The following is a 20,072-nucleotide window of genomic DNA, read 5'->3' on the forward strand; positions in this document are numbered from 1 at the left end:
AAGGGACACGTCATGCGAGTCGGACTTCTGACCGGGGGCGGTGACTGTCCGGGGCTCAACGCCGTCATCCGCGCAGCCGTCCGCAAGGGCGTGCGGGACTACGGGTACGAGTTCGTGGGCTTCAGGGACGGCTGGCGCGGTGTGCTCGACGACCACCGCACCATGACGCTGGACGTCGCGGCCGTGCGCGGCATCCTGCCCCGCGGCGGCACCATCCTCGGCTCCTCCCGCACCAACCCCCTCGCCGAGGGGGAGGCGGGCGTGCGCCTCATGGAGGCGACCCTCGCCCGGCGCGGGGTGGAGGCGCTCGTCGTCATAGGGGGCGAGGACACCCTCGGGGTCGCCGCCCGGCTGTCCGGCGAGTACGGCATCCCCTGCGTCGGCGTGCCCAAGACCATCGACAACGACCTGTCCGCCACCGACTACACCTTCGGCTTCGACACGGCGGTCTCCATCGCCACCGAGGCCATCGACCGGCTGCACACCACCGCCGAGTCCCACATGCGGGTCCTGGTGGTGGAGGTGATGGGGCGTCACTCGGGGTGGATCGCCCTGCACTCCGGGCTGGCGGGCGGCGCCAACGTCATCCTGGTGCCCGAGCGGCGCTTCGACGTCGACGAGGTCTGCGGCTGGATCAACTCCCGTTTCCGCTCCTCGTACGCGCCGATCGTCGTCGTCGCGGAAGGGGCGATGCCGCGCGACGGCGACATGGTCCTCAAGGACGGCACCCTGGACTCCTTCGGGCACGTGCGGCTGTCCGGGGTGGGGGAGTGGCTCGCCAAGGAGATCGAGAAGCGCACCGGCAAGGAGGCCCGGACGACCGTCCTCGGGCACGTCCAGCGCGGCGGCACCCCGAGCGCCTTCGACCGGTGGCTCGCCACCCGCTTCGGGCTGCACGCCGTCGACGCGGTGCACGACGGGGACTTCGGGACGATGGTGGCGCTCCAGGGCACCGACATCGTGCGCGTGCCGATCGGGGAGGCCACGGCCAAGCTGAAGACGGTGCCGCCGGAGCTGTACGAGGAGGCGGAGGTCTTCTTCGGCTGACCCGTCGGCTGATCGTCCGGCCGGATCCTCCGGTGGATCCACCGGAGGGATCCACCGGCGGGATCCTGCGGCTGATCGGCAGTGCGGTGGCGAGTGGCTGGGCACGCCCGGATCGGCGATATTTGCAGAATCCGTGCCAAGCCACTCGCGACTGGGGAATTCCGTGAAAATTCTGGCATTCGGCGTGCAGGCCGACGAGCAGCCGCTGATCGAGAAGACCTTCACGGACGCCGGACTGGGCGAGCCGCACTGCCTCAAGGTCTTCCTCACCGAGGACACGGCCCCCATCGCCGCCGGGCACGAGGTGATCAGCACCAGCGTCAACGCGGACCTGGGCGACCGCGTCCTGCGCGTCCTCGCCGCAGGAGGCACCCGGATGATCGCCCAGCGCTCCACCGGCTTCAACAACATCGACCTCGACGTGGCCCGCGAACTCGGCCTCACCGTCGCCCGCGTCTCGTACTACTCGCCGTACTCCGTCGCCGAATTCGCCTGGACCCTCGCCATGGCCGTCAATCGCCGTGTCGTGCGCGCCGCGGCCCGCACCCGCGACTTCGACTTCCGCCTCGACGGGCTGCTCGGCCGCGACATGCGCGGCCGCACCGTCGGCGTCGTCGGCACCGGCAAGATCGGCGAGGCGTTCACAAGGATCGCCCACGGCTTCGGCATGCACCTGCTCGGCTGGGACGTCGCGCCCAACCCGGAGTGCGTCGACCTCGGCATGGAGTACGTCGAGAAGGACGACCTCCTCGCCTCCGCCGACCTGATCAGCCTGCACGTGCCCCTGCTGCCCAGCACCCGCCACCTCATCGACGCCACGGCCCTGCGCGCCATGAAGGACGACGCGATCCTCGTGAACTCCAGCAGGGGCGGCCTGGTCGACACCGAGGCCCTGGTGAACGAACTGCGGGCCGGGCGCTTCGCGGGGGTCGGCCTGGACGTGTACGAGGCGGAGGCGGGCCTGTTCTTCCTCGACAAGTCCCTGACGGTCGTCGAGGACGACACCCTGGCCCGCCTGGTCACCTTCCCCAACGTCCTGGTCACCTCGCACCAGGCGTACTACACGGTCGATGCCCTGGAGCAGATCATCGACGCGACCGTGCAGAACGTCACGGACTTCCTGGCGGGCCGCCGCAGCGACAACGTCCTGGTTCCGGCGCGGGACGCGGCCGCCGCCTGACCCCCTTCAGACCCCCGTCGGCACGAACGCCTCCAGCAGCCGCGTCACCACCGCGGCCCCGCGCAGGCTGAGCACCGACTCCGGGTGGAACTGCACGGAGGCGAAGCCGGGCCCCCGCAGGGCGTGCAACTCCCCGGAGGCGTGGTTGCGGGCGCTCTCCACACCGTGCGCGGCCAGCTCCGCTGCCTCCGCCGCGTCGCACACCGCCGTGAAGCTGTTGTAGAACCCGACCGTCTCCGGCCGGCCGAACAGCACGATCCGCTCCTGCGCCCCCTGGTACGGCACCTCCTTGCGGGCGATGCGCAGCCCCAGCTCCGCCGCGATCAGCTCGTGCCCCAGGCACACCCCGAGCACCCCGTGCGCGACGCCTCCCCGGTGGCGCCTGGCCAGCAGGTCCGCCGTCAGCGCCCGCAGGAAGCGCATCTTCGGGTCCGCCGCGTCCTGCGGGTTCCCGGGCCCTGGACCGAGCACCACCGGCCCCTGATGCGCCAGTGCCGCCTCCCGCAGCCCCGGCTCGTCGAAGCGCCGTACGGTCACCTCAAGGCCCGACGAGCGCAGCACGTGCGCCAGCATCGCCGTGAAGGTGTCCTCCGCGTCCACCACCAGGGCGTGCCCCGACAGCGTCCGCTCCCGCTCCTGCATCCGCAGCCAGAAGGGCGAGAGCCCGGCCCGCCGCCCGTCCAGCGCCGCCCGCACCCGTGCGTCCTGCGCCAGCGGTGGGCGTACCGACTCGTCCCGCGGGCGTCCGGGACGTACCCCCAGAGCGGCCAGCACACCCGCCGCCTTGGCGTGCGTCTCGGCCACCTCCGACGCCGGGTCCGAGTGCCGTACGAGCGTGGCCCCGACCGGCACCCGCAGGCGGCCGTCCAGCGCGATGTCGGCCGTACGGATGAGGATCGGCGAGTCCAGGGTCTGCGCCCCGGACGCGTCGACGCCCAGCAGTGCCAGCGCGCCCGCGTAGTAGCCCCGCCCTCCCACTTCGTGGCGCTCGATCACCCGGCAGGCGTTCTGCACGGGCGACCCGGTCACCGTCGCGGCGAACATCGTCTCCCGCAGCACCTGGCGCACGTCCAGCGAACTGCGCCCCCGCAGCTCGTACTCGGTGTGCGCGAGGTGGGCCATCTCCTTGAGGCGCGGGCCGACGACCACACCGCCCATGTCGCCGACGGTGCACATCATCTTGAGCTCCTCGTCGACGACCATCGAGAGCTCCTCGGTCTCCTTCGGATCGGCGAGGAAGTCCAGGAGGTCGTCGGGGGTGGGCCCGTCGGCCGGGTAGCGGTAGGTGCCGCTGATCGGATTCATCACGACCGTCCCCCCGGACATCCGCACGTGGACCTCCGGACTGGCGCCCACCAGCACCCTGTCGCCCGTGTGGACGACGTACGTCCAGTACGCGCCCCGCTCCCCGTCCAGCAGCCGCCGGAACAGGGCGAGCGCGTCCGCCCGTCCGAAGCCGGGGATCTCACCGGTGTAGGTGCGCCGGATGACGAAGTTCGCGCCCTCGCCCCGCCCGATCTCGGAATCGATGACGCGTTGGACGATCCTCGCGTACTCCTCGTCGTCCACGTCGAAGGAGCCGCCCTCCACCCCGACCCGGTGTGCGGGCAGCGCGGAAAGCACCTCCTCAAGAGGAAGCTCGAACGCCTCGTCCGCGACCAGCACGCTCAGCGGCGTCCCGTCGTCGCGCACGTCGAAGCCGCGTTCCCTGATCTGCCGGAACGGTACGAGGGCGAGGACCGGCCGTCCGTCCTCGCCGACGGGCAGGTCCGCGAGCCGCTCGGCCTCGTGCACAGAGCCGATCAGCACCTCGACGGTGTCGTGGTCGCGCCCGGGGGTGCGGCGGCGCAGCAGTGCGAAGGGCGGGCAGTCGTCGTCGAGCAGACGGGACAACGGAGTGACGGGAGACGGTGCGTCCGTGGGAGACATGCGGGGGTTCCTTCCGGGTGCGGAGCCGGAGGAACGGCCGGGAAAACAAAAAGGCCGCCCTCCTGGGGCGGCCTGTGCGTCAGTGGATGTACGCGCGATCAGTGGGCCGCCGGATGAGCGGTCCACCACCAGTTCTGGAGCGAGAGGATCTGGGTCTGCGCGAACATGTGGCGGACCTTACAGCATTCAGGCGTGCGCTCGCCGGGCGGAGAGCCGCAGACTCGAAGAAGTTCCCCATCAGGAATCTCCACACCTTCTCCTCTTCTGTCCCACCAGCTTCTTCACTTACTTTCGTGCTGGCAGAGTTCACGCACAACAGTGCGAGGACGGCCTCTCCCTGAAGGGCGTGCCAGGTGAACCCGCGCGTATCCGTCGTCGTGCCCGTGCACAACACCGCTCCTTACCTGGAGCGCTGTTTCGGCTCGGTGCTCTCCCAGAGCCTCGCCCAGGACCAGTGGGAGGTCGTCGCCGTCGACGACGGCTCCACCGACGGCGGCGGCGCCTGGCTCGACGCGTTCGCCCGGGAGCACACCAACGTCACGGTGGTCCACCAGGAGGCGTCCGGCGGCGCGGGCAAGCCCCGCAACGTCGGCATCGAACACGCCCGCGGCGAGTTCCTGTTCTTCCTCGACTCCGACGACCACCTCGGCCCCGAGGCCCTGGAGCGTCTGCTGGCCATGGCCGACGAGCACGGCTCGGACGTCGTCTACGGCCGGATCGTCGGCGGCGGCGGCCGACCGGCACCCGTGGACCTGCGCACCAGCAACCCCGACGTCAGCCTCTTCGACTCGCCCGTCTACTGGACGCTCGCCGCCTACAAGCTGTGGCGGCGCACCCTGATAGACGACCAGGAACTGCGCTTCGTGGAGAACAGGCTGCGCGGCGAGGACGTCCCGTTCGCCGTCAGGGGCCTGCTGAACGCCGGACGCATATCCGTCGTCGCCGACCACGACTGCTACGTCCTCGAAGGCCGCGACGACAACAGCAACGCCTCCGAGCAGGACATCGACTGGATCGACCACCTGCGGCACGCCGAATCCATCCTGCGTCTGGTGGGCGATCACGTGCCCGCCGGAGCCGACCGCGACAAGCTCGTCGAGCGGCACTTCCACGGCGAGATCCTCAGCGTCTTCGGCGGCCACTTCGCCCACCTCGACGAGGAGGCGCGCGCCCTGGTGCTCAAGGCCGCCCGCCCGCTGGTCGAGGAGTGGCTCACCGACCGGATATTCCAGGCCCTGCCGCCCCGGCTGAGGCTGCGCGCGCACTGCGTCCTGGGCGGACTGCTCAAGGAGCTCACGGAGATCGTCCGCGCCGACGCACAGGGCGAGCCGGGCCCCGCGGTGGTCCGCGACGGGCGCGCCTTCGCCCCGTACCCGTACTTCCGCGACGCGAGCCGCGCGCTGCCCGACGCCTGCTACGACCTGACCTCCCGCGTCGTGCTGCGCCAGTCCCCGGACGCCTGGACCTGGCAGGACGGCGTGCTGACGGTCACCGGCAGCGCCTCCCTCACCCTGCTGCCCGGGGCCGGGCAGCAGGTCGCCCTGGTGCTGCGCAACGGCGCGGCCGAGCACCGCGTGCCCGCCACCCGAACCGACGACGGCGCCTACCGCGCCGAGATCGACCCGGGCGCGGCGGCCGACGGCATCGCACTGTCCGAAGGCAACTGGACGGTGCGGCTGGAGGTCGGCGCTCCCGCCGAGGACGGCAGCGAACCCCTCACCAAGATCGCCTGGCTGTCCGCGCCCGACCCGGCCCCCGCGCCCCTGGTCCGGCTCTCCGGCGGCCGGGGCACCCCCGTCGTGGCCGCCTCGGTCTACGCCTCCGAACCGCACCACCACGCCAACCTGGACATCGGCGCGCACCGCCACCCGCTGGGACCGGACGCCCGCGCGGCCGTCACCCGGCGGCTGCTGACCGCGCCCCGGATCACCGCCGCCGTCACGCTCCCGGACTGTCCCGCGGACGCCGAACTGGAGCTCGTGCTCGCACTGGAGGGCCGGAGCGTCGTATTGAAGACAGAAACCACCCGGCTGGCCGGTTCCCGGTTCACCCTGAGCGGCACGCTCGGAGCTGCGTCCGAGGGTCGCTGGGACGTACGGATCCGGGTTCGCGGACAGGGCTTCACCAGGGACATTCCCGCCGTGGACGCCGTCGGCGGGACGGCCTCGGCCGTGCTCGCCGTTCCCGCGCACTGGAAGTGGACCCGGCGTCTCACCTTGTGAGCGCGGCGTGGAGCACCCGTTTGCACCCCGTAGGCTGGCCGGGTGACCGTGAACGCGAAGACCACCCTCACGGGTGGCAACACCTGGCGCGACCTTCCTGCGGCGCAGCAGCCCGAGTACCCCGATGCTGAGGCGCTGCGCGATGTTGTCGCGGACCTCGAATCGTATCCGCCGCTCGTCTTCGCGGGCGAGTGCGACCAGCTGCGCGCCCGACTGGGAGCCGTCGCCAAGGGCGAGGCGTTCCTGCTCCAGGGGGGCGACTGCGCGGAAGCATTCGACGCCGTGTCGGCCGACCACATCCGCAACAAGCTCAAGACCCTTCTCCAGATGGGCGCCGTGCTGACGTACGCCGCGTCCGTGCCCGTCGTCAAGGTGGGCCGGATCGCCGGTCAGTACAGCAAGCCGCGCTCCAAGGGCACCGAGACCCGCGACGGCATCACCCTGCCGACGTACCGGGGCGACTCGGTGAACGGTTTCGCCTTCACCGAGGAGGCGCGGGTCCCGGACCCCGAGCGCCTCAAGAGGATGTACAACGCCTCGGCGTCCACCCTCAACCTCGTGCGCGCCTTCACCACCGGTGGTTACGCGGACCTGCGCCAGGTGCACGCCTGGAACCAGGACTTCGTGAAGAACTCGCCGTCCGGCCAGCGCTACGAGCAGCTCGCCCGCGAGATCGACAACGCGCTGAACTTCATGAAGGCCGCCGGGACCGACCCGGCGGAATTCCGCACGGTGGAGTTCTACGCCTCCCACGAGGCGCTGCTGCTGGACTACGAGTCGGCGCTCACCCGCGTGGACTCCCGGACGGGCAACCTCTACGACGTGTCCGGCCACATGGTCTGGATCGGCGAGCGCACCCGTCAGATGGACGGCGCGCACATCGAGTTCGCGTCGAAGATCCGCAACCCGATCGGCATCAAGCTCGGCCCCACGACCACGGTCGACGAGGCGCTCGGCTACATCGACAAGCTGGACCCGGACCGCGAGCCCGGCCGCCTGACCTTCATCGTCCGCATGGGCGCCGACAAGGTCCGCGACAAGCTGCCCGAGCTGGTCGAGAAGGTCACCGCTTCCGGCGCCACCGTCGCGTGGATCACCGACCCGATGCACGGCAACACCTACGAGGCCGCCTCCGGCCACAAGACGCGCCGCTTCGACGACGTCCTGGACGAGGTCAAGGGCTTCTTCGAGGTCCACAAGGGCCTCGGCACCCACCCGGGCGGCATCCACGTCGAGCTCACCGGTGACGACGTCACCGAGTGCGTGGGCGGCGGCGACGAGATCTTCGTCGACGACCTGCACCAGCGCTACGAGACGGCCTGCGACCCGCGGCTCAACCGCAGCCAGTCGCTCGACCTGGCGTTCCTGGTGGCGGAGATGTACCGCGACCAGTAGTTCCCGCCCGGCGACGGACACGTACGCGACAGACGGTGGGGCCCGGATCCTTGTGATCCGGGCCCCACTGTCGTACCGGGGGTTTCCCCCACGCCTCGCCATGGGTAAGGTTAGGTTTACCTGACCGAGGGTTGTCCTGGCTGTGGGATCGAGGTGTCCGTGTTCGTCTGCTCCTGCTTCGGTGTGACCGACCAGCAGATCAAGGCCCACGCCGCCGACGGAGCCTGCACTCCGCGCCAGATAGCCTCCGTCACCAAGGCCGGTACGGACTGCGGCAACTGCGTCCGTACGATCCAGGGCCTGCTGGGCCGGGGGGCGTGTCCGCGCCGCGGCCTCATCGAGAAGCGTGAACTCCTCGCACAGGACCTTGACGCCGCTGCCGTCCAGGACGACGTGCCCGCCCTCGGTGAAGCCGCCTAGGACCCCGCGGGGGCGGGCAAGGAACCGTTCCTACGCCTCGCTCGGCTGCTCGATCAACTGGGCGATGTAGAGCGGCTCGCCGAGCTTCTCGACCAGCTCCAGCTGGGTGTCGAGGTAGTCGATGTGGTGCTCCTCGTCCGCGAGGATGTCCTCGAAGATCTTGGCCGACGTGATGTCGCCCTTGCCACGCATGACCTCCGCGCCGCGCTTCAGCCGGTCGATCGCCTCGACCTCGATCATGCGGTCCGCCTGGAACATCTCGGTGACCGTCTGGCCGATCCGGACGTGGAAGAGCCGCTGGTAATTGGGCAGGCCGTCGAGGAAGAGGATGCGGTCGGTGAGGACCTCCGCGTGCTTCATCTCGTCGAACGACTCGGCGCGCGTGTACTTCGCGAGCTTGGTCCAGCCGAAGTTGTCCTGCATCTTCGCGTGGAGGAAGTACTGGTTGATCGCCGTCAGTTCGGCGGTCAGCTGCTCGTTGAGAAATTCAATGACCTCGGGGTCGCCCTGCATCGCTGGGCTCCTTCCAGGGGGGACCGGGCAGATTGCGCGCATCCTTGCACCGGTTCTCGGAGGCCGTCCAGTAAGTGCCTCCTTAGTAGGAGTTGCCCGAATCGGCCCAGACCCGGTCATGACCACCCCTCGCGGTCTGTCACCATGGAGGACATGGGTCAGCCGGAAAGCCGGGAATACCGCGACATCGAGCACTCCGAGCTTCCGCCGGGACAGCGGCTGCAGCGTGGCTGGCCAGTCACCCACTACGGGCCCGTCCCCAAGTTCAAGCCCGACCGCTGGGAATTCCGTGTCTTCGGCGCGACCGCGGACGGCGAGAAGCACTGTTGGAACCACGAGGAGTTCTCGGCGCTGCCCTTCGACACCGTCGTCGCCGACCTGCACTGCGTGACGAAATTCAGCATGCTGGGGGCCGAATGGGGTGGTGTCGCCGCCCGTACGATCCTGGACCTCGCGCCGCCCGCCCCCGGTGTCACCCACGTCATGGTCTGGGCCGAGTACGGCTACAGCGCCAACGTCCGCATCGAGGACTTCACTGACGAGCGCACCATCCTCGCCACGCACAAGGGTGACGACCTGCTCACCGCGGAACACGGCTTCCCGCTGCGTCTGGTGGTGCCGCACCTGTACGCCTGGAAGGGTCCCAAGTGGGTCCGGGGCGTCGAGTACATGACGGCCGACCGCCGAGGCTTCTGGGAGGAGCGCGGCTATCACAACATCGGCGACCCCTGGCGCGAGCAGCGCTACTCCTACCAGGAGGAACCGGGAGAGGGCCCGGAGCTGTAGCCGGTGGCCGTTCGCCGAGCGCCGTGCCGATGACCATGCCGAGCACCTCGCCGGTGCAAACCGCGTAACCCCTTAGGAGTGTTCCTCCGTCACGGTGCGCGCAGCTCCTTCAGCCGTGCCACGTCCGCCGCGTGCCCCTCCTTGCCGCCGGGCGTCTCGATGATCAGGGGTACGCCCTCCGTCGCCGGGTGCGAGAACAGCTCCCGGAACGGTTCCTCGCCGATGTGGCCGGCGCCGATGTTCTCGTGCCGGTCCTTGTGCGCGCCTGTGACGTCCTTGGAGTCGTTGGCGTGGATCAGCTTCAGCCGGCCCTCGCCGACGGTGTCCACCAGCAGGTCCAGCGTCTGCTTCATGCCGCCGGGCCCGGCGAGGTCGTGGCCCGCCGCGAAGATGTGGCAGGTGTCCAGACAGACGCCCAGCTTCGGGTGGTGGTCCAGGGCGTCGAAGTACGGGCCGAAGTCCCAGGTCCGCGAGCACAGCGAGAAGCCCTGACCGGCCGTCGACTCCAGCAGGAGGTACGGGTCGTCGTCGTGGGTCAGCTCCTCCAGCAGAGGGAGCAGATGTGTGCGCACCTGCGCGAGGGCCTCCTCGCGGGGCCGTCCGCCGGTCGCCGAACCGGTGTGCACGACGACGCCCAGCGCGCCGATGGCACGGGCCCTGCGCAGCGAGTGCCGCAGTGACTCCACGGACTTCTCGACGGTCGCCTCGGTGTGCGAGCCGAAGTTGATCAGGTACGGGGCGTGGACGTACGCCGGAACGCGCTCGGCCGCACAGGCGGCCCGGAACTGCTCGTCCTGCGCCGGGTTTCCGACGGGGGTCGCCCAGCCGCGCGGATTGGCGACGAAGACCTGCACGGCCTCCGCGCCCATCTCGCGGGCGTACGGCAGTCCTGTGGAGGCGAGTCCTCCGGCGACCGGGACGTGCCCGCCGATCGGATTGCGGGACGCCGGGAAGTCGGCGGGGAACGGGGTGGGGGTTTCTGCGGTGCTCATCACCGTCCAGGATGCCGCACCGTCGGGACGCCCCGTGCGGGGCGTCCCTGTGACAGGCGTCAACGAGCGTTACAGCCTCTAACGGACGCTAGAGAATCTTCGTCGTGATGGTGACCGTGCCGCCCTCGGGTGCCTGCTGGCCGCCCTCGACGGACTGCTTCTCGATCACCTTGCTGAAGGACAGGAGCGGACGGTCCACCTCGACCTGGAAGCCCGCCGCCTTGAGGATGCGGGTCGCTTCGTCGGCGTGCTTGCCGAGCACGTCGGGCACCGGGATCATCCGCGGCCCCTTGGAGACCGTCAGCGTGACCCGCTCGCCCTGGCCGAGCCGGGTGCCCGCGGGCACCGACTGGCGGCCCACCTGACCCGCCGGAGCCGGCGAGTTGACCTGCCCGGGTGCGACGTCGACCTTCAGGCCGAGCCCTTCGAGGGTGCTGGTGGCGTCCTCGACGCTCTGCCCGGTCACGGTCGGCATGTCCACCGGCGAGCCCTTGCTGACGACCAGCGCGACCGCGGAGTCGGGGGAGCGGCCGGTGCCGGCCTGCGGGTCCGTGCTGATCACCGTGCCCAGCGGGATGTCCTCGCTGAACGCCTTGGTGACGACGCCGGGCGACAGGCCCGCGTCCTTCAGTTCCCGTTTGGCCTTCGCCAGCGGCACCCTCTTGAGGTCGGGCACCTTCACGATCTCCGGTCCGCGCGAGATCACCAGCGTCACCGCGTCGTTCACGCGGATGCGCTCGCCCGGCGCCGGACGGCTGTCCATGACGGCGCCGCGCGCGACCGTGTCGCTGAACTTCCGTTCCACGCCCTTCACGTCGAGTCCCGCTTCGCCGAGCTTCTTGCGGGCGTCCTTCTCGGACTTGCTCAGCAGTCGGGGCACCTCGGTGAACTGCCCGGAGTTGATGTACCAGACCCCGGCGCCCAGCCCCAGTGCCAGCAGTACGGCGGCGACCAGCGAGATCAGGGTGCGGCGCGAGGGCGCGGGCCGCCGGGACGCACGGCGTACGGGCTCGGGCTCCTCCGGGAGGGGGCGCACCAGCCGACTGGTGTGCTGCCGCTCGTCGGGCAGGGACTGCGGGAGCACGTTCGTGTGCTCCGGGGCGGGAGCGGTGCGCGGGATGACGCTGGTGTGCTCCTCGGGGCCCGTGGGCACGCTCTGCCTGGCCTGCGGCGGTACGACGTCCAGCTGCTCGTCGGAGAGTGCGCCGCGCGCGGTGCGCGCCTGCCCCAGCAGGGCCACCGCGTCGAACGGGCGGGCCTGCGGATTGCGGGCCGTGGCGCTCGCCACCAGCTCGTCCAGCTCCAGCGCCAGTCCGGGTACGGCGGCGGACGGCGGCGGGACGTCCTCGTTGAGGTGCTGGAAGAGCACCTGCGCCGGTGTGCCGCCGGAGCGGGGCTTGCTGCCGGTGAGCATCTCGTAGAGGACCACACCGCACGCGTACACGTCGGTACGGGTGTCGGAGGTGCCGTGCTCGATCTGCTCGGGGGCGAGGTAGGAGACCGTGCCGAGGACGGAGCCCGTGGTGCTGGTGACCGTGTCCACGGCCCGTACGAGACCGAAGTCGGCGACCTTCACCCGGCCGTCGTCCCCTATCAGGACGTTCTCCGGCTTCATGTCCCGGTGCACGAACCCGGCCCGGTGCGCGGCGCCGAGGGCGGCCAGCACCGGCTCCAGGATGTCCAGCGCGGCCCGGGGCTGGAGCGCGCCGCGCTCGCGCAGGACGTCGCGCAGGGTGCAGCCCGCGATGTACTCCATCGCCAGGTAGACGTAGTCGCCGTCGGCGCCCTGGTCGAAGACGCCGACCACATTGGGGTGCGCGAGACGGGCCACCGACTTGGCCTCGCGGATGAACCGCTCGACGAAGGTGGCGTCGGCGGCGAGCGAGAGGTGCATCACCTTGAGGGCGAGCACACGGTCGAGGCGGGTGTCCACGGCCCGGTAGACCGTGGCCATCCCGCCGACGGCGATGCGTGCCTCGACGAGGTAGCGGCCGTCGAGCAGCTGCCCGACGAGGGGGTCCTGGAGGGTCGTGTCCACGGAGGGAGTCTACGAGCCGGTAGGGACGCGGCGGACGGGTGCGTACGGGGCGGGGCCGTACTGAAGCCGAGCTGTGACAGGCGATCTCGGCCCGGGGAGTCAGAACGCGGGCCGCTCCGGGTCCAGGCGGGCCAGGCCCGACTCCGGGGACGACGCCTCCGCGAAGTGGCGGCGGGGGATGCGGCCCGCACGGTGGGCCAGGCGTCCCGCCTCCACCCCGTGCCGCATCGCCTCCGCCATCAGCACCGGCTCCTGCGCCCGCGTGACCGCGGAGGCGAGCATCACACCGGCGCATCCCAGCTCCATCGCCAGCACGGCGTCCGACGCCGTCCCCGCCCCGGCGTCCAGGATCACCGGCACCCCGGCCCGTTCCACGATCAGCTCGAAGTTGTGGGGGTTGCGGATGCCGAGACCGGAGCCGATGGGGGAGCCCAGCGGCATCACCGCCGCGCACCCCACGTCCTCCAGCTTGCGCGCCAGCACCGGATCGTCGTTCGTGTACGGCAGGACGGTGAAGCCGTCGTCGACGAGGGTCTCCGCCGCGTCCAGCAACTCGATCGGGTCCGGCAGCAGGGTCCGCTCGTCGGCGATGACCTCCAGCTTCACCCAGTCCGTGCCGAGGGCCTCCCGCGCGAGGCGGGCCGTGAGGACGGCCTCGCCCGCCGTGTAGCAGCCCGCGGTGTTCGGCAGCACCCGGATGCCCAGCTTGTCCAGTACGGACAGCACGGAGCCCTGTACGGACGGGTCGAGCCGCCGCATGGCCACCGTCGTCAGCTCGGTGCCCGAGGCGATCAGGGAGCGCTCCAGGACGTCGAGGCTGGGCGCCCCGCCCGTACCCATGATCAGACGGGACGAGAAGGAGGCGCCGCCCAGTTCGAAGAGGTCGTCGGCCATGGGGTCAGCCTCCCTGGACAGCGGTGAGGACCTCGACGCGGTCGCCGTCGCCGAGTGCGGTGTCCGCCCACCGGCCGCGCGGGACCACGGTTTCGTTGAGCGCCGCGGCCACGCCCGCGTGCGCGCGCGTGAGTGTCGCGACGAGGTCGCCGAGGGTGGTGCCGGGGGAGACCGCGCGCCCTTCGCCGTTCACGGACACGTTCACAGAGGGGTTCACGGGGGTGCTCATGCGGGCTGCTCCTGTCGTACGGGAAGGGGCGCGGCGGGGGCGAACCGGCGCGGGGTGAAGGCACGTGCCTCGTCGGGCAGCCGCCCGGTCGTCAGTACGGTCGCCATGACGTCCCCCGTCACGGGCGTCAGCAGCACACCGTTGCGGTAGTGCCCGGTCGCCAGCACCAGCCCCGGCAGTGCGGTCGGGCCGAGCAGGGGGGCGTTGTCGGGGGAGCCAGGGCGCAGTCCTGCCCTGGTTTCGGTGAGGGGGAGTTCGGTGATGCCGGGGACGAGTTCGTGGGCGTCGCGCAGCAGCTCGTACACCCCGCCCGCCGTCACCGTGGTGTCCCAGCCGAGCTCCTCGCTGGTCGCCCCGACGACGAGTTCGCCGTTCGACCGGGGCACCAGGTAGACGTGGCTGCCGCGCACCACCGCACGCACCGTGCGGCTCAGGAACGGGGCGTACGCGGGCGGCACCGTCAGCCGCAGCACCTGTCCCTTGACGGGGCGTACCGGAGGGAGCACCTCCGGGGGCACTCCCGCGAGCCGGCCGCTCAGCGAACCCGCCGCCAGCACCACCTGGTCGGCGACGAGCTCGGTGCCGTCGGCCAGGAGCGCGCCGCTCGCCCGTTCCCGTACGACACGGAGCCGTTCGGCGCTCGTGCGGTGCAGGACCACTCCGGCGCGCTCACAGGCCGTCAGGAGGGCCGAGGCGAGGCGTCGCGGGTCGATCTGGTGGTCGCCGTCCACCCGCAGTCCGCCGCGCACGCCCGGCGCGAGCATCGGCTCCAGGCGGCGGCACTCGCGCCCGCTCAGCCACTCCGACTCCAGGCCCGACTGGCTTTGCAGGGCGTGCAGTTCGCGCAGGTGGGCCCGGTCGTCGGCGTCCAGGGCGACGGCGAGGGTGCCGCACGCGCGGTAGCCGGTGTCCTGTCCGGTCGCCTCCTGAAGCTCCCTGACGAAGTCCGGATAGCGGCGCGCGGAGGCGAGGTTGAGGCCGAGCAGGGTCTGCTCGCCGTAGTGCAGTTCGGTGACGGCGGCCAGCATTCCCGCGGCCACCTGGGCGGCGCCGCCGCCCGGTTCGGGGTCGGCGAGCGCGACGCGCAGGCCCCGCTGCGCGGCCCGCCAGGCCGTCACGAGGCCGATGATCCCGCCTCCGACGACCAGGACGTCGTACGGCCTTCCCGAAGAATCCACAGAGGTGTGCATGGGCGTCCAGCCCCTCCCTTCGCCGGCATGACCCGGATCAGGTTCGTACGGTCGGAGGCCCGGTCAGCCTCCCTCTCAGCCCGGTCCGCCGGGCTCCCGTGAGTGCTTGTACGGTGACCAGACTAGTCCCTGGGTTCAACAGACTGTGAGGTACGTTCCGTGCCCCGTTCGCTCGACGGACTCGTTCTCGCGCCGGTCGCCGACCAGGCGCCGGGCCAGGTCGGCACCCGCACGCGTTTCGCCTACCACGAGGACGGCGGCCGGATCTGGGCCGAGTACGCGGGCGGCGACGTCGTACGGGGGCACCTGGTCGGCACGCGCGAGGGCGACCGGCTCGACTTCCGCTACGTACAGCTCAAGCACGACGGAACGACGTCGTCCGGTCATTGCCTGTCGCAGGTCACGCTGGGTCCCGACGGCCGCGTTCGGCTGACGGAGAGCTGGGCATGGGAGTCCCAGGACGGCAGTGGTACGAGCGTCGTCGAGGAGCTGGCCGCCCAAGACCTGGATCAGGACCGGACCCAGGACCGGAATCAGAACCGGAACCGGAACCGGAATCAGAAGTCCTGACGGCCCGTCAGAAACGTAAGGTGGTCGCGTGAGCGAGCAGAAGCGCATCGTCGTCGTCGGCGCGGGCATGGCCGGAGTGCAGACCGCCGTCGCCCTGCGGGAGCAGGGCTTCCAGGGCACGGTCACCCTGATCGGGGCGGAACCCCACCAGCCGTACGACAGGCCGCCGCTGTCCAAGGCGGTCCTGCTCGGCAAGGCCGAGGGATCCGCCTTCGAGGTCGACTTCGAGGCGCTGGGCGTCGAACTGCGCCTCGGCTGCGAGGCCGTCGCCCTGCGCCCGGACGACCACGAGGTCGACACCCTCACGGGGCCGGTCGCCTACGACGCCCTGGTGATCGCCACCGGGGCGGACCCGATCACCCTCCCCGGCTCCCTCGGGGCACCCGGCGTGCACCTCTTGAGGACGCTCGACGACGCGCAGCGGCTGCGCCCTGTGCTGGACGCACAGAGCGACGTCGTGGTCGTCGGGGCGGGGTGGATCGGCGCGGAGTTCACCACCGCCGCCCGAGAGGCGGGCTGCACGGTCACCGTCGTCGAGGCCGCCGACCGGCCGCTCGCCGGGACGATGCCCGCCGAGATCGCCGTCCCGATGGCCGCCTGGTACGCCGAGGGCGGCGCCGAGCTGCTCACCGGCGCTCGGGTGGCCTCCGTGGAGCCGGGCGCGGTGCTGCTCGCCGACGGCCGCCGCATCCCCGCCGACGCGGTCGTCGTCGGCATCGGCGCCCGGCCCACGACCGGCTGGCTGGCCGGTTCCGGTGTGGAGCTGGGTGCGGACGGGTCCGTCACCGCCGACGAGCACCTGCGCACCTCCGTGCCCGACGTGTACGCCGTCGGCGACTGTGCCTCCTTCCCCTCGCACCGGTACGGCGCGCGCCTGCTCGTGCACCACTGGGACAACGCCCTCCAGGGCCCGCGCGCCGTCGCGGCCGGCATCGTGGGCGGCATGCCGCGGCCCTACGACCCGGTGCCCTACTTCTGGTCCGAGCAGTTCGGCCGCTTCGTGCAGTACGTCGGCCACCACGCGGACGCCGACGAGATGATCTGGCGCGGCGACCCCGGCACCCCCTCCTGGTCGGTGTGCTGGCTGCGTGGCGGCGCGCTGGTGGCCCTGCTGGCGGTGGGCCGCCCGCGCGACCTGGCACAGGGGCGCAAGCTCGTGGAGGCGGGCGCGGCACTGGACCCGGTGCGGGCCGCGGACCCCTCCGTGCCGCTGAAATCGGCGGTGCTGAAGCCGTAGGGGCCCGCAAGCCATGGCCGGACCGTACGGAACCAGTACGGAATCCGTACGGAATGTCCGTAAGGACCGGGCCCGGGTGCCGGTTGTCAGTCCTGGATGGCACGCTTGTCCTGTGACCGAGATTGACGCAAAGATCGATGCCCTCGTCCCCGCCTGGCTCTACCTCCCCGACATCGCGGAGATGCTCGACCTGGAGGTGACGAAGGTGCGGCAGCTGGTGAAGGACGGCCAGCTCATCGCCGTACGACGCGGTGAGAACCGTTCGCTCCAGGTGCCCGCCCCCTTCATCGACGGAGACAAGATCGTCAAGGGGCTGCCCGGCCTCCTGACGGTGCTGAAGGACGACGGCTTCTCCGACGTGGAGATGCTGGAGTGGCTCTTCACCGCCGACCCGACCCTGCCCGGCACGCCCGCGCAGGCCCTGAGCGAGAATCGCGGCACGGAGGTGAAGCGCCGCGCCCAGGCGCTCGCCCTCTGAGCAACCGACACACCACGGCAGCCGGGACAACAGGGCAGCCAAGACGACACGGCAGCCGACGCACCAGGGCAGCCGATGCAACAGGGCGGCCGTACGGCCCCGGCGCGTCCGGGACCGTACGGCCGCCCGGCCCGCGGACGCCGCAGCGGCGTCCGCCCGAACGGGGGGACACACCATCATGCCCACGCCCAGCGAGCAGCTCGCCGACGCCCGGCTCTACCTCTGTACGGACGCCCGCAAGGAGCGGGGAGACCTCCGGGCCTTCCTCGACGCGGTGCTCTCCTCGGGCGTCGACATCGTCCAGCTCCGCGACAAGGGCATGGAGGCGGGCGAGGAGCTGGAACACCTCGCGGTCCTCGCCGACGCCTGCCGAGAGCACGGCAAGCTCCTCGCCGTGAACGACCGCGCCGACGTGGCCCACGCCATCGGCAGCGACGTCCTCCACCTCGGCCAGGGCGACCTGCCCGTGCCCGCCGCCCGCGCCATCCTCGGCGCGCGCAGCGACGACGTCCTGATCGGCCGCTCCACGCACGCCGCCGCCGAGGTCGACGCGGCCGTCGCCGAGCCCGGCGTCGACTACTTCTGCACCGGCCCCTGCTGGCCCACCCCCACCAAGCCCGGACGGCACGCCCCCGGCCTCGACCTGGTGCGTTACGCGGCCTCCCTCGACCAGCCGCGCCCCTGGTTCGCCATCGGCGGCATCGACGTCCGCAATCTGGACGAGGTGCTGGCCGCCGGAGCCCGCCGGGTGGTGGTCGTCCGCGCTCTCACCGAGGCCGCGGACCCCGCCACCGCTGCGGCGGAACTGGCCAAGCGGATCAGGTCATACGATCAGTAGCCGTTCGAGCCCTGCCGGATAACTGTCCGAAGGGTGGACAAGAAACCGGCATAACGGACCTTTGCCTCCTGGCTGGTTGGGGGTCGGCGGCCCCGCTGGCTAACCTCTCCGCATGGCCCTTGGCACAGCTTCCACCAGATCAGACCGCGCGCTTACGGTGCGTGAACTGCTGGAGACCGGAAAGACGTCGTTTTCCTTCGAATTCTCGGCCCGCAGGACCGAGAAGGGTGAGCAGAACCTCTGGAACGCCCTGCGCAGGGTCGAGGCGGTGCGCCCCAGCTTCGTCTCCGTGACCTACGGAGCGGGCGGCTCCACCCGCGAGGGCACTGTCAAGGCCACCCAGAAGATCGCCTCGGACTCCACGCTCACGCCCGTCGCGCACCTCACCGCCGTCGACCACTCGGTCGCCCAGTTGCGCAACATGGTCGGGCAGTTCGCGGACGCGGGCATCCGGAACATCCTCGCCGTGCGCGGCGACCCGCCGGGCGACCCGATGGCCGAATGGGTCAAGCACCCCGAGGGCGTGACGTACGCGTCCGAACTCGTCGCCCTCATCAAGGAGTCCGGCGACTTCTGCGTCGGCGTCGCCGCATTCCCCGAGATGCACCCGCGCTCGGAGAGCTGGGATTCCGACATCCGCCACTTCGTGGAGAAGTGCCGGGCCGGTGCCGATTACGCCATCACGCAGATGTTCTTCGACCCGGAGAGCTATCTGCGGATGCGTGACCGCGTGGAAGCAGCGGGTTGCGACACCCCGATCATTCCCGAGGTGATGCCTGTCACGCTGGTCAGGCAGTTGGACAGACTTCCGCAGCTCAGCAACGCGCATTTCCCGGACGCCGTGAAAGAGCGCATGCTCGCGGTCAAAGACGATCCCGCCGCTGTACGCTCCATTGGCATCGAGTTCGCCACGGAGTTCTGCGCGACGCTGCTTGCCGAAGGTGTACCGGGAATGCACTTCATCACGCTGAACAACTCGACGGCGACGCTTGAGATCTACGAGAATCTCGGACTGCACGACGAGACGTCACTGCCGACGCAGTCGTAGCAGTCATCACAGCTGTACTCGCGCCGCGGCCATCAGAGGATGCGCGGCCGCAGGAGAGGGGCGTACATGGGCTGGACGGTCCTCTACATCGCATTCGGCGTGGTCGCGCTGTGGCTGCTCGGCGAAGTGCTGTTGCAGTACAAGGCGCGGCTGCGCTGGCGGGTGCTCGCCTTCGGGGGCTTCGCCGTCGTCGTGGTCGGCGTGCTGCTGCCGTCCGTGCTGGTGATCGGCGCGGGCGCCGTCGCCTTCGCCGTCGGCCAGACGTACGTCACGCTGTCCTTCCGCCGGGGCTTCTCCACCGGATGGGCGATCGGCGGCAGCCCGGGCGCCAGCAAGCGCCGCAGGGGCAACGCCGAGGCCGCCCCGCAGCAGCCGACGCTCCAGGTCTCCGGACTGGAGTACGGGGAGCAGCAGGGCGCGCAGGGCTTCGACACCGCGCAAAGCTTCGACACCGCGCAGGGCTTCGACCAGGGCCACGGCGACCAGGGACACAGCGACCAGGGCCGCGGTGATCAGGGCCGCGGCGCATCCCAGCAGGGCGCCACGCGGAACGCGGTCTACGAGCCGCAGCCGATGCCCGACGAGACCGGCCGGTACGGGATCTACGACGCCTCGTCGCCCTACCCCGCACCCGCCGGGGCTCCGCAGGCACAGGGCTACGACGACTTCGGCAGCGGCTCCTACCCCACGTACGACCCGCAGGGCGGCGGCCACTCCCAGGACACCGCCGACACCGGGGCGTACGCCTACGACAACACCGGGCAGCAGCAGTACGCCGCCTACTCCGACCCGTACATCGGCACGCAGTCCTACGGCGGCACCGAGTACGACGCGTACGGCGGCCAGCAGCAGATGTACCCGGGCCCCTACGAGGGCTACCCGGGCGAGACGCCGCCCGGCGGGGTGTGGGTCCCGCAGCAGCGCGACGGCGAGCAGCCGCTCGGCCCCGAGGCTCCGCAGCAGCCCGCCGGTTACCCCAACGGCTACGACACCGGGGCGAACGGGCCGTACCGGTACTGACAAACGGGCCGTACCGGTACTGACCTCCGCGAGCGCGAGGGCCCGA

General features: G+C 71.1%; 20 protein-coding genes and 1 riboswitch. Of the genes, 12 read left to right on the forward strand and 8 right to left on the reverse strand.

The genetic code is table 11. The features are described 5' to 3' along the window. Positions 1-12 precede the first annotated feature (12 nt). Together OG897_RS09805 and OG897_RS09810 are read left to right on the forward strand one after the other, a co-directional pair. Positions 13-1,047: a 6-phosphofructokinase gene (locus OG897_RS09805; RefSeq protein ID WP_266654857.1), complete on the forward strand. Its 1,035-nt coding sequence runs from the start codon at positions 13-15 to the stop codon at positions 1,045-1,047. Positions 1,048-1,210: 163 nt separating this feature from the next. Beyond that, entirely contained in the window at positions 1,211-2,227 is a 1,017-nt protein-coding gene (locus tag OG897_RS09810; RefSeq protein WP_266654858.1) for a 2-hydroxyacid dehydrogenase, read from the forward strand. Positions 2,228-2,233: 6 nt separating this feature from the next. Here the strand turns inward: OG897_RS09810 and OG897_RS09815 are convergent, their stop codons facing one another. Next, complete coding sequence (locus tag OG897_RS09815) at positions 2,234-4,156, reverse strand: anthranilate synthase family protein (RefSeq protein WP_266654859.1); 1,923 nt, start codon at positions 4,154-4,156, stop codon at positions 2,234-2,236. Between the two features lie 98 nt (positions 4,157-4,254). Further along, on the reverse strand, positions 4,255-4,323 hold the full coding sequence (locus OG897_RS41000) for a trp operon leader peptide (RefSeq protein ID WP_353963753.1): 69 nt from the start codon (positions 4,321-4,323) through the stop codon (positions 4,255-4,257). A gap of 186 nt (positions 4,324-4,509) precedes the next feature. Between OG897_RS41000 and OG897_RS09820 the strand changes: the two genes are divergently transcribed. From OG897_RS09820 to OG897_RS09830, 3 genes are all read left to right on the forward strand, one after another. Continuing rightward, positions 4,510-6,378: a glycosyltransferase gene (locus OG897_RS09820; protein WP_266654860.1), complete on the forward strand. Its 1,869-nt coding sequence runs from the start codon at positions 4,510-4,512 to the stop codon at positions 6,376-6,378. 42 nt (positions 6,379-6,420) lie between these two features. Further along, entirely contained in the window at positions 6,421-7,773 is a 1,353-nt protein-coding gene (locus tag OG897_RS09825; protein WP_266654861.1) for a class II 3-deoxy-7-phosphoheptulonate synthase, read from the forward strand. A 159-nt stretch (positions 7,774-7,932) separates the two neighbouring features. After that, positions 7,933-8,193 (forward strand): bacterioferritin-associated ferredoxin, encoded by a 261-nt coding sequence (locus OG897_RS09830; RefSeq protein WP_266656708.1) that lies wholly within the window; start codon positions 7,933-7,935, stop codon positions 8,191-8,193. A gap of 30 nt (positions 8,194-8,223) precedes the next feature. On the opposite strand, the gene bfr is transcribed toward OG897_RS09830, so the two are convergent. After that, positions 8,224-8,706: a bacterioferritin gene (gene bfr, locus OG897_RS09835; protein WP_266654862.1), complete on the reverse strand. Its 483-nt coding sequence runs from the start codon at positions 8,704-8,706 to the stop codon at positions 8,224-8,226. 153 nt (positions 8,707-8,859) lie between these two features. On the opposite strand from bfr, the gene OG897_RS09840 reads away from it, so the two are divergent. Further along, positions 8,860-9,492: a sulfite oxidase-like oxidoreductase gene (locus tag OG897_RS09840; protein ID WP_266654863.1), complete on the forward strand. Its 633-nt coding sequence runs from the start codon at positions 8,860-8,862 to the stop codon at positions 9,490-9,492. An 89-nt stretch (positions 9,493-9,581) separates the two neighbouring features. Here the strand turns inward: OG897_RS09840 and OG897_RS09845 are convergent, their stop codons facing one another. The 5 genes from OG897_RS09845 to thiO form a co-directional block, all read right to left on the reverse strand. Then, the gene (locus OG897_RS09845; RefSeq protein ID WP_266654864.1) at positions 9,582-10,484 is read right to left on the reverse strand and encodes a deoxyribonuclease IV; all 903 of its coding nucleotides are present in this window, start codon (positions 10,482-10,484) and stop codon (positions 9,582-9,584) included. An 88-nt stretch (positions 10,485-10,572) separates the two neighbouring features. Continuing rightward, positions 10,573-12,522, reverse strand: coding sequence for a Stk1 family PASTA domain-containing Ser/Thr kinase (gene pknB, locus OG897_RS09850; RefSeq protein WP_266654865.1), 1,950 nt, complete (start codon positions 12,520-12,522; stop codon positions 10,573-10,575). 99 nt (positions 12,523-12,621) lie between these two features. Beyond that, a complete protein-coding gene (locus OG897_RS09855) occupies positions 12,622-13,416 on the reverse strand; it encodes a thiazole synthase (protein ID WP_266654866.1) in 795 nt (264 codons plus the stop codon). Between the two features lie 4 nt (positions 13,417-13,420). Next, positions 13,421-13,645, reverse strand: coding sequence for a sulfur carrier protein ThiS (gene thiS, locus OG897_RS09860; protein WP_266654867.1), 225 nt, complete (start codon positions 13,643-13,645; stop codon positions 13,421-13,423). Beyond that, entirely contained in the window at positions 13,642-14,835 is a 1,194-nt protein-coding gene (gene thiO, locus OG897_RS09865) for a glycine oxidase ThiO (protein ID WP_266654868.1), read from the reverse strand. Before thiO ends, thiS begins: the two co-directional genes overlap by 4 nt. After that, positions 14,833-14,945, reverse strand: a riboswitch (TPP riboswitch). It overlaps the preceding gene by 3 nt. Positions 14,946-14,994: 49 nt before the next feature. Between thiO and OG897_RS09870 the strand changes: the two genes are divergently transcribed. The 6 genes from OG897_RS09870 to OG897_RS09895 all read left to right on the forward strand — a co-directional run bounded on the left by OG897_RS09870 (position 14,995) and on the right by OG897_RS09895 (position 20,026). Continuing rightward, positions 14,995-15,405, forward strand: coding sequence for a hypothetical protein (locus OG897_RS09870; RefSeq protein ID WP_266654869.1), 411 nt, complete (start codon positions 14,995-14,997; stop codon positions 15,403-15,405). Positions 15,406-15,472: 67 nt separating this feature from the next. After that, entirely contained in the window at positions 15,473-16,642 is a 1,170-nt protein-coding gene (locus tag OG897_RS09875) for an NAD(P)/FAD-dependent oxidoreductase (protein ID WP_266656710.1), read from the forward strand. Positions 16,643-16,754: 112 nt separating this feature from the next. Further along, the gene (locus OG897_RS09880; RefSeq protein ID WP_266654870.1) at positions 16,755-17,120 is read left to right on the forward strand and encodes an Rv2175c family DNA-binding protein; all 366 of its coding nucleotides are present in this window, start codon (positions 16,755-16,757) and stop codon (positions 17,118-17,120) included. 178 nt (positions 17,121-17,298) lie between these two features. Then, positions 17,299-17,958: a thiamine phosphate synthase gene (gene thiE, locus OG897_RS09885; protein WP_266654871.1), complete on the forward strand. Its 660-nt coding sequence runs from the start codon at positions 17,299-17,301 to the stop codon at positions 17,956-17,958. Positions 17,959-18,070: 112 nt separating this feature from the next. Further along, on the forward strand, positions 18,071-19,006 hold the full coding sequence (gene metF, locus OG897_RS09890; RefSeq protein WP_266654872.1) for a methylenetetrahydrofolate reductase [NAD(P)H]: 936 nt from the start codon (positions 18,071-18,073) through the stop codon (positions 19,004-19,006). A gap of 66 nt (positions 19,007-19,072) precedes the next feature. After that, a complete protein-coding gene (locus OG897_RS09895; protein WP_266654873.1) occupies positions 19,073-20,026 on the forward strand; it encodes a hypothetical protein in 954 nt (317 codons plus the stop codon). Positions 20,027-20,072 lie beyond the last annotated feature (46 nt).

It is taken from the genome of Streptomyces sp. NBC_00237 (genome assembly GCF_026342435.1).
In the GTDB taxonomy this organism is placed as follows: Bacteria; Actinomycetota; Actinomycetes; order Streptomycetales; family Streptomycetaceae; genus Streptomyces.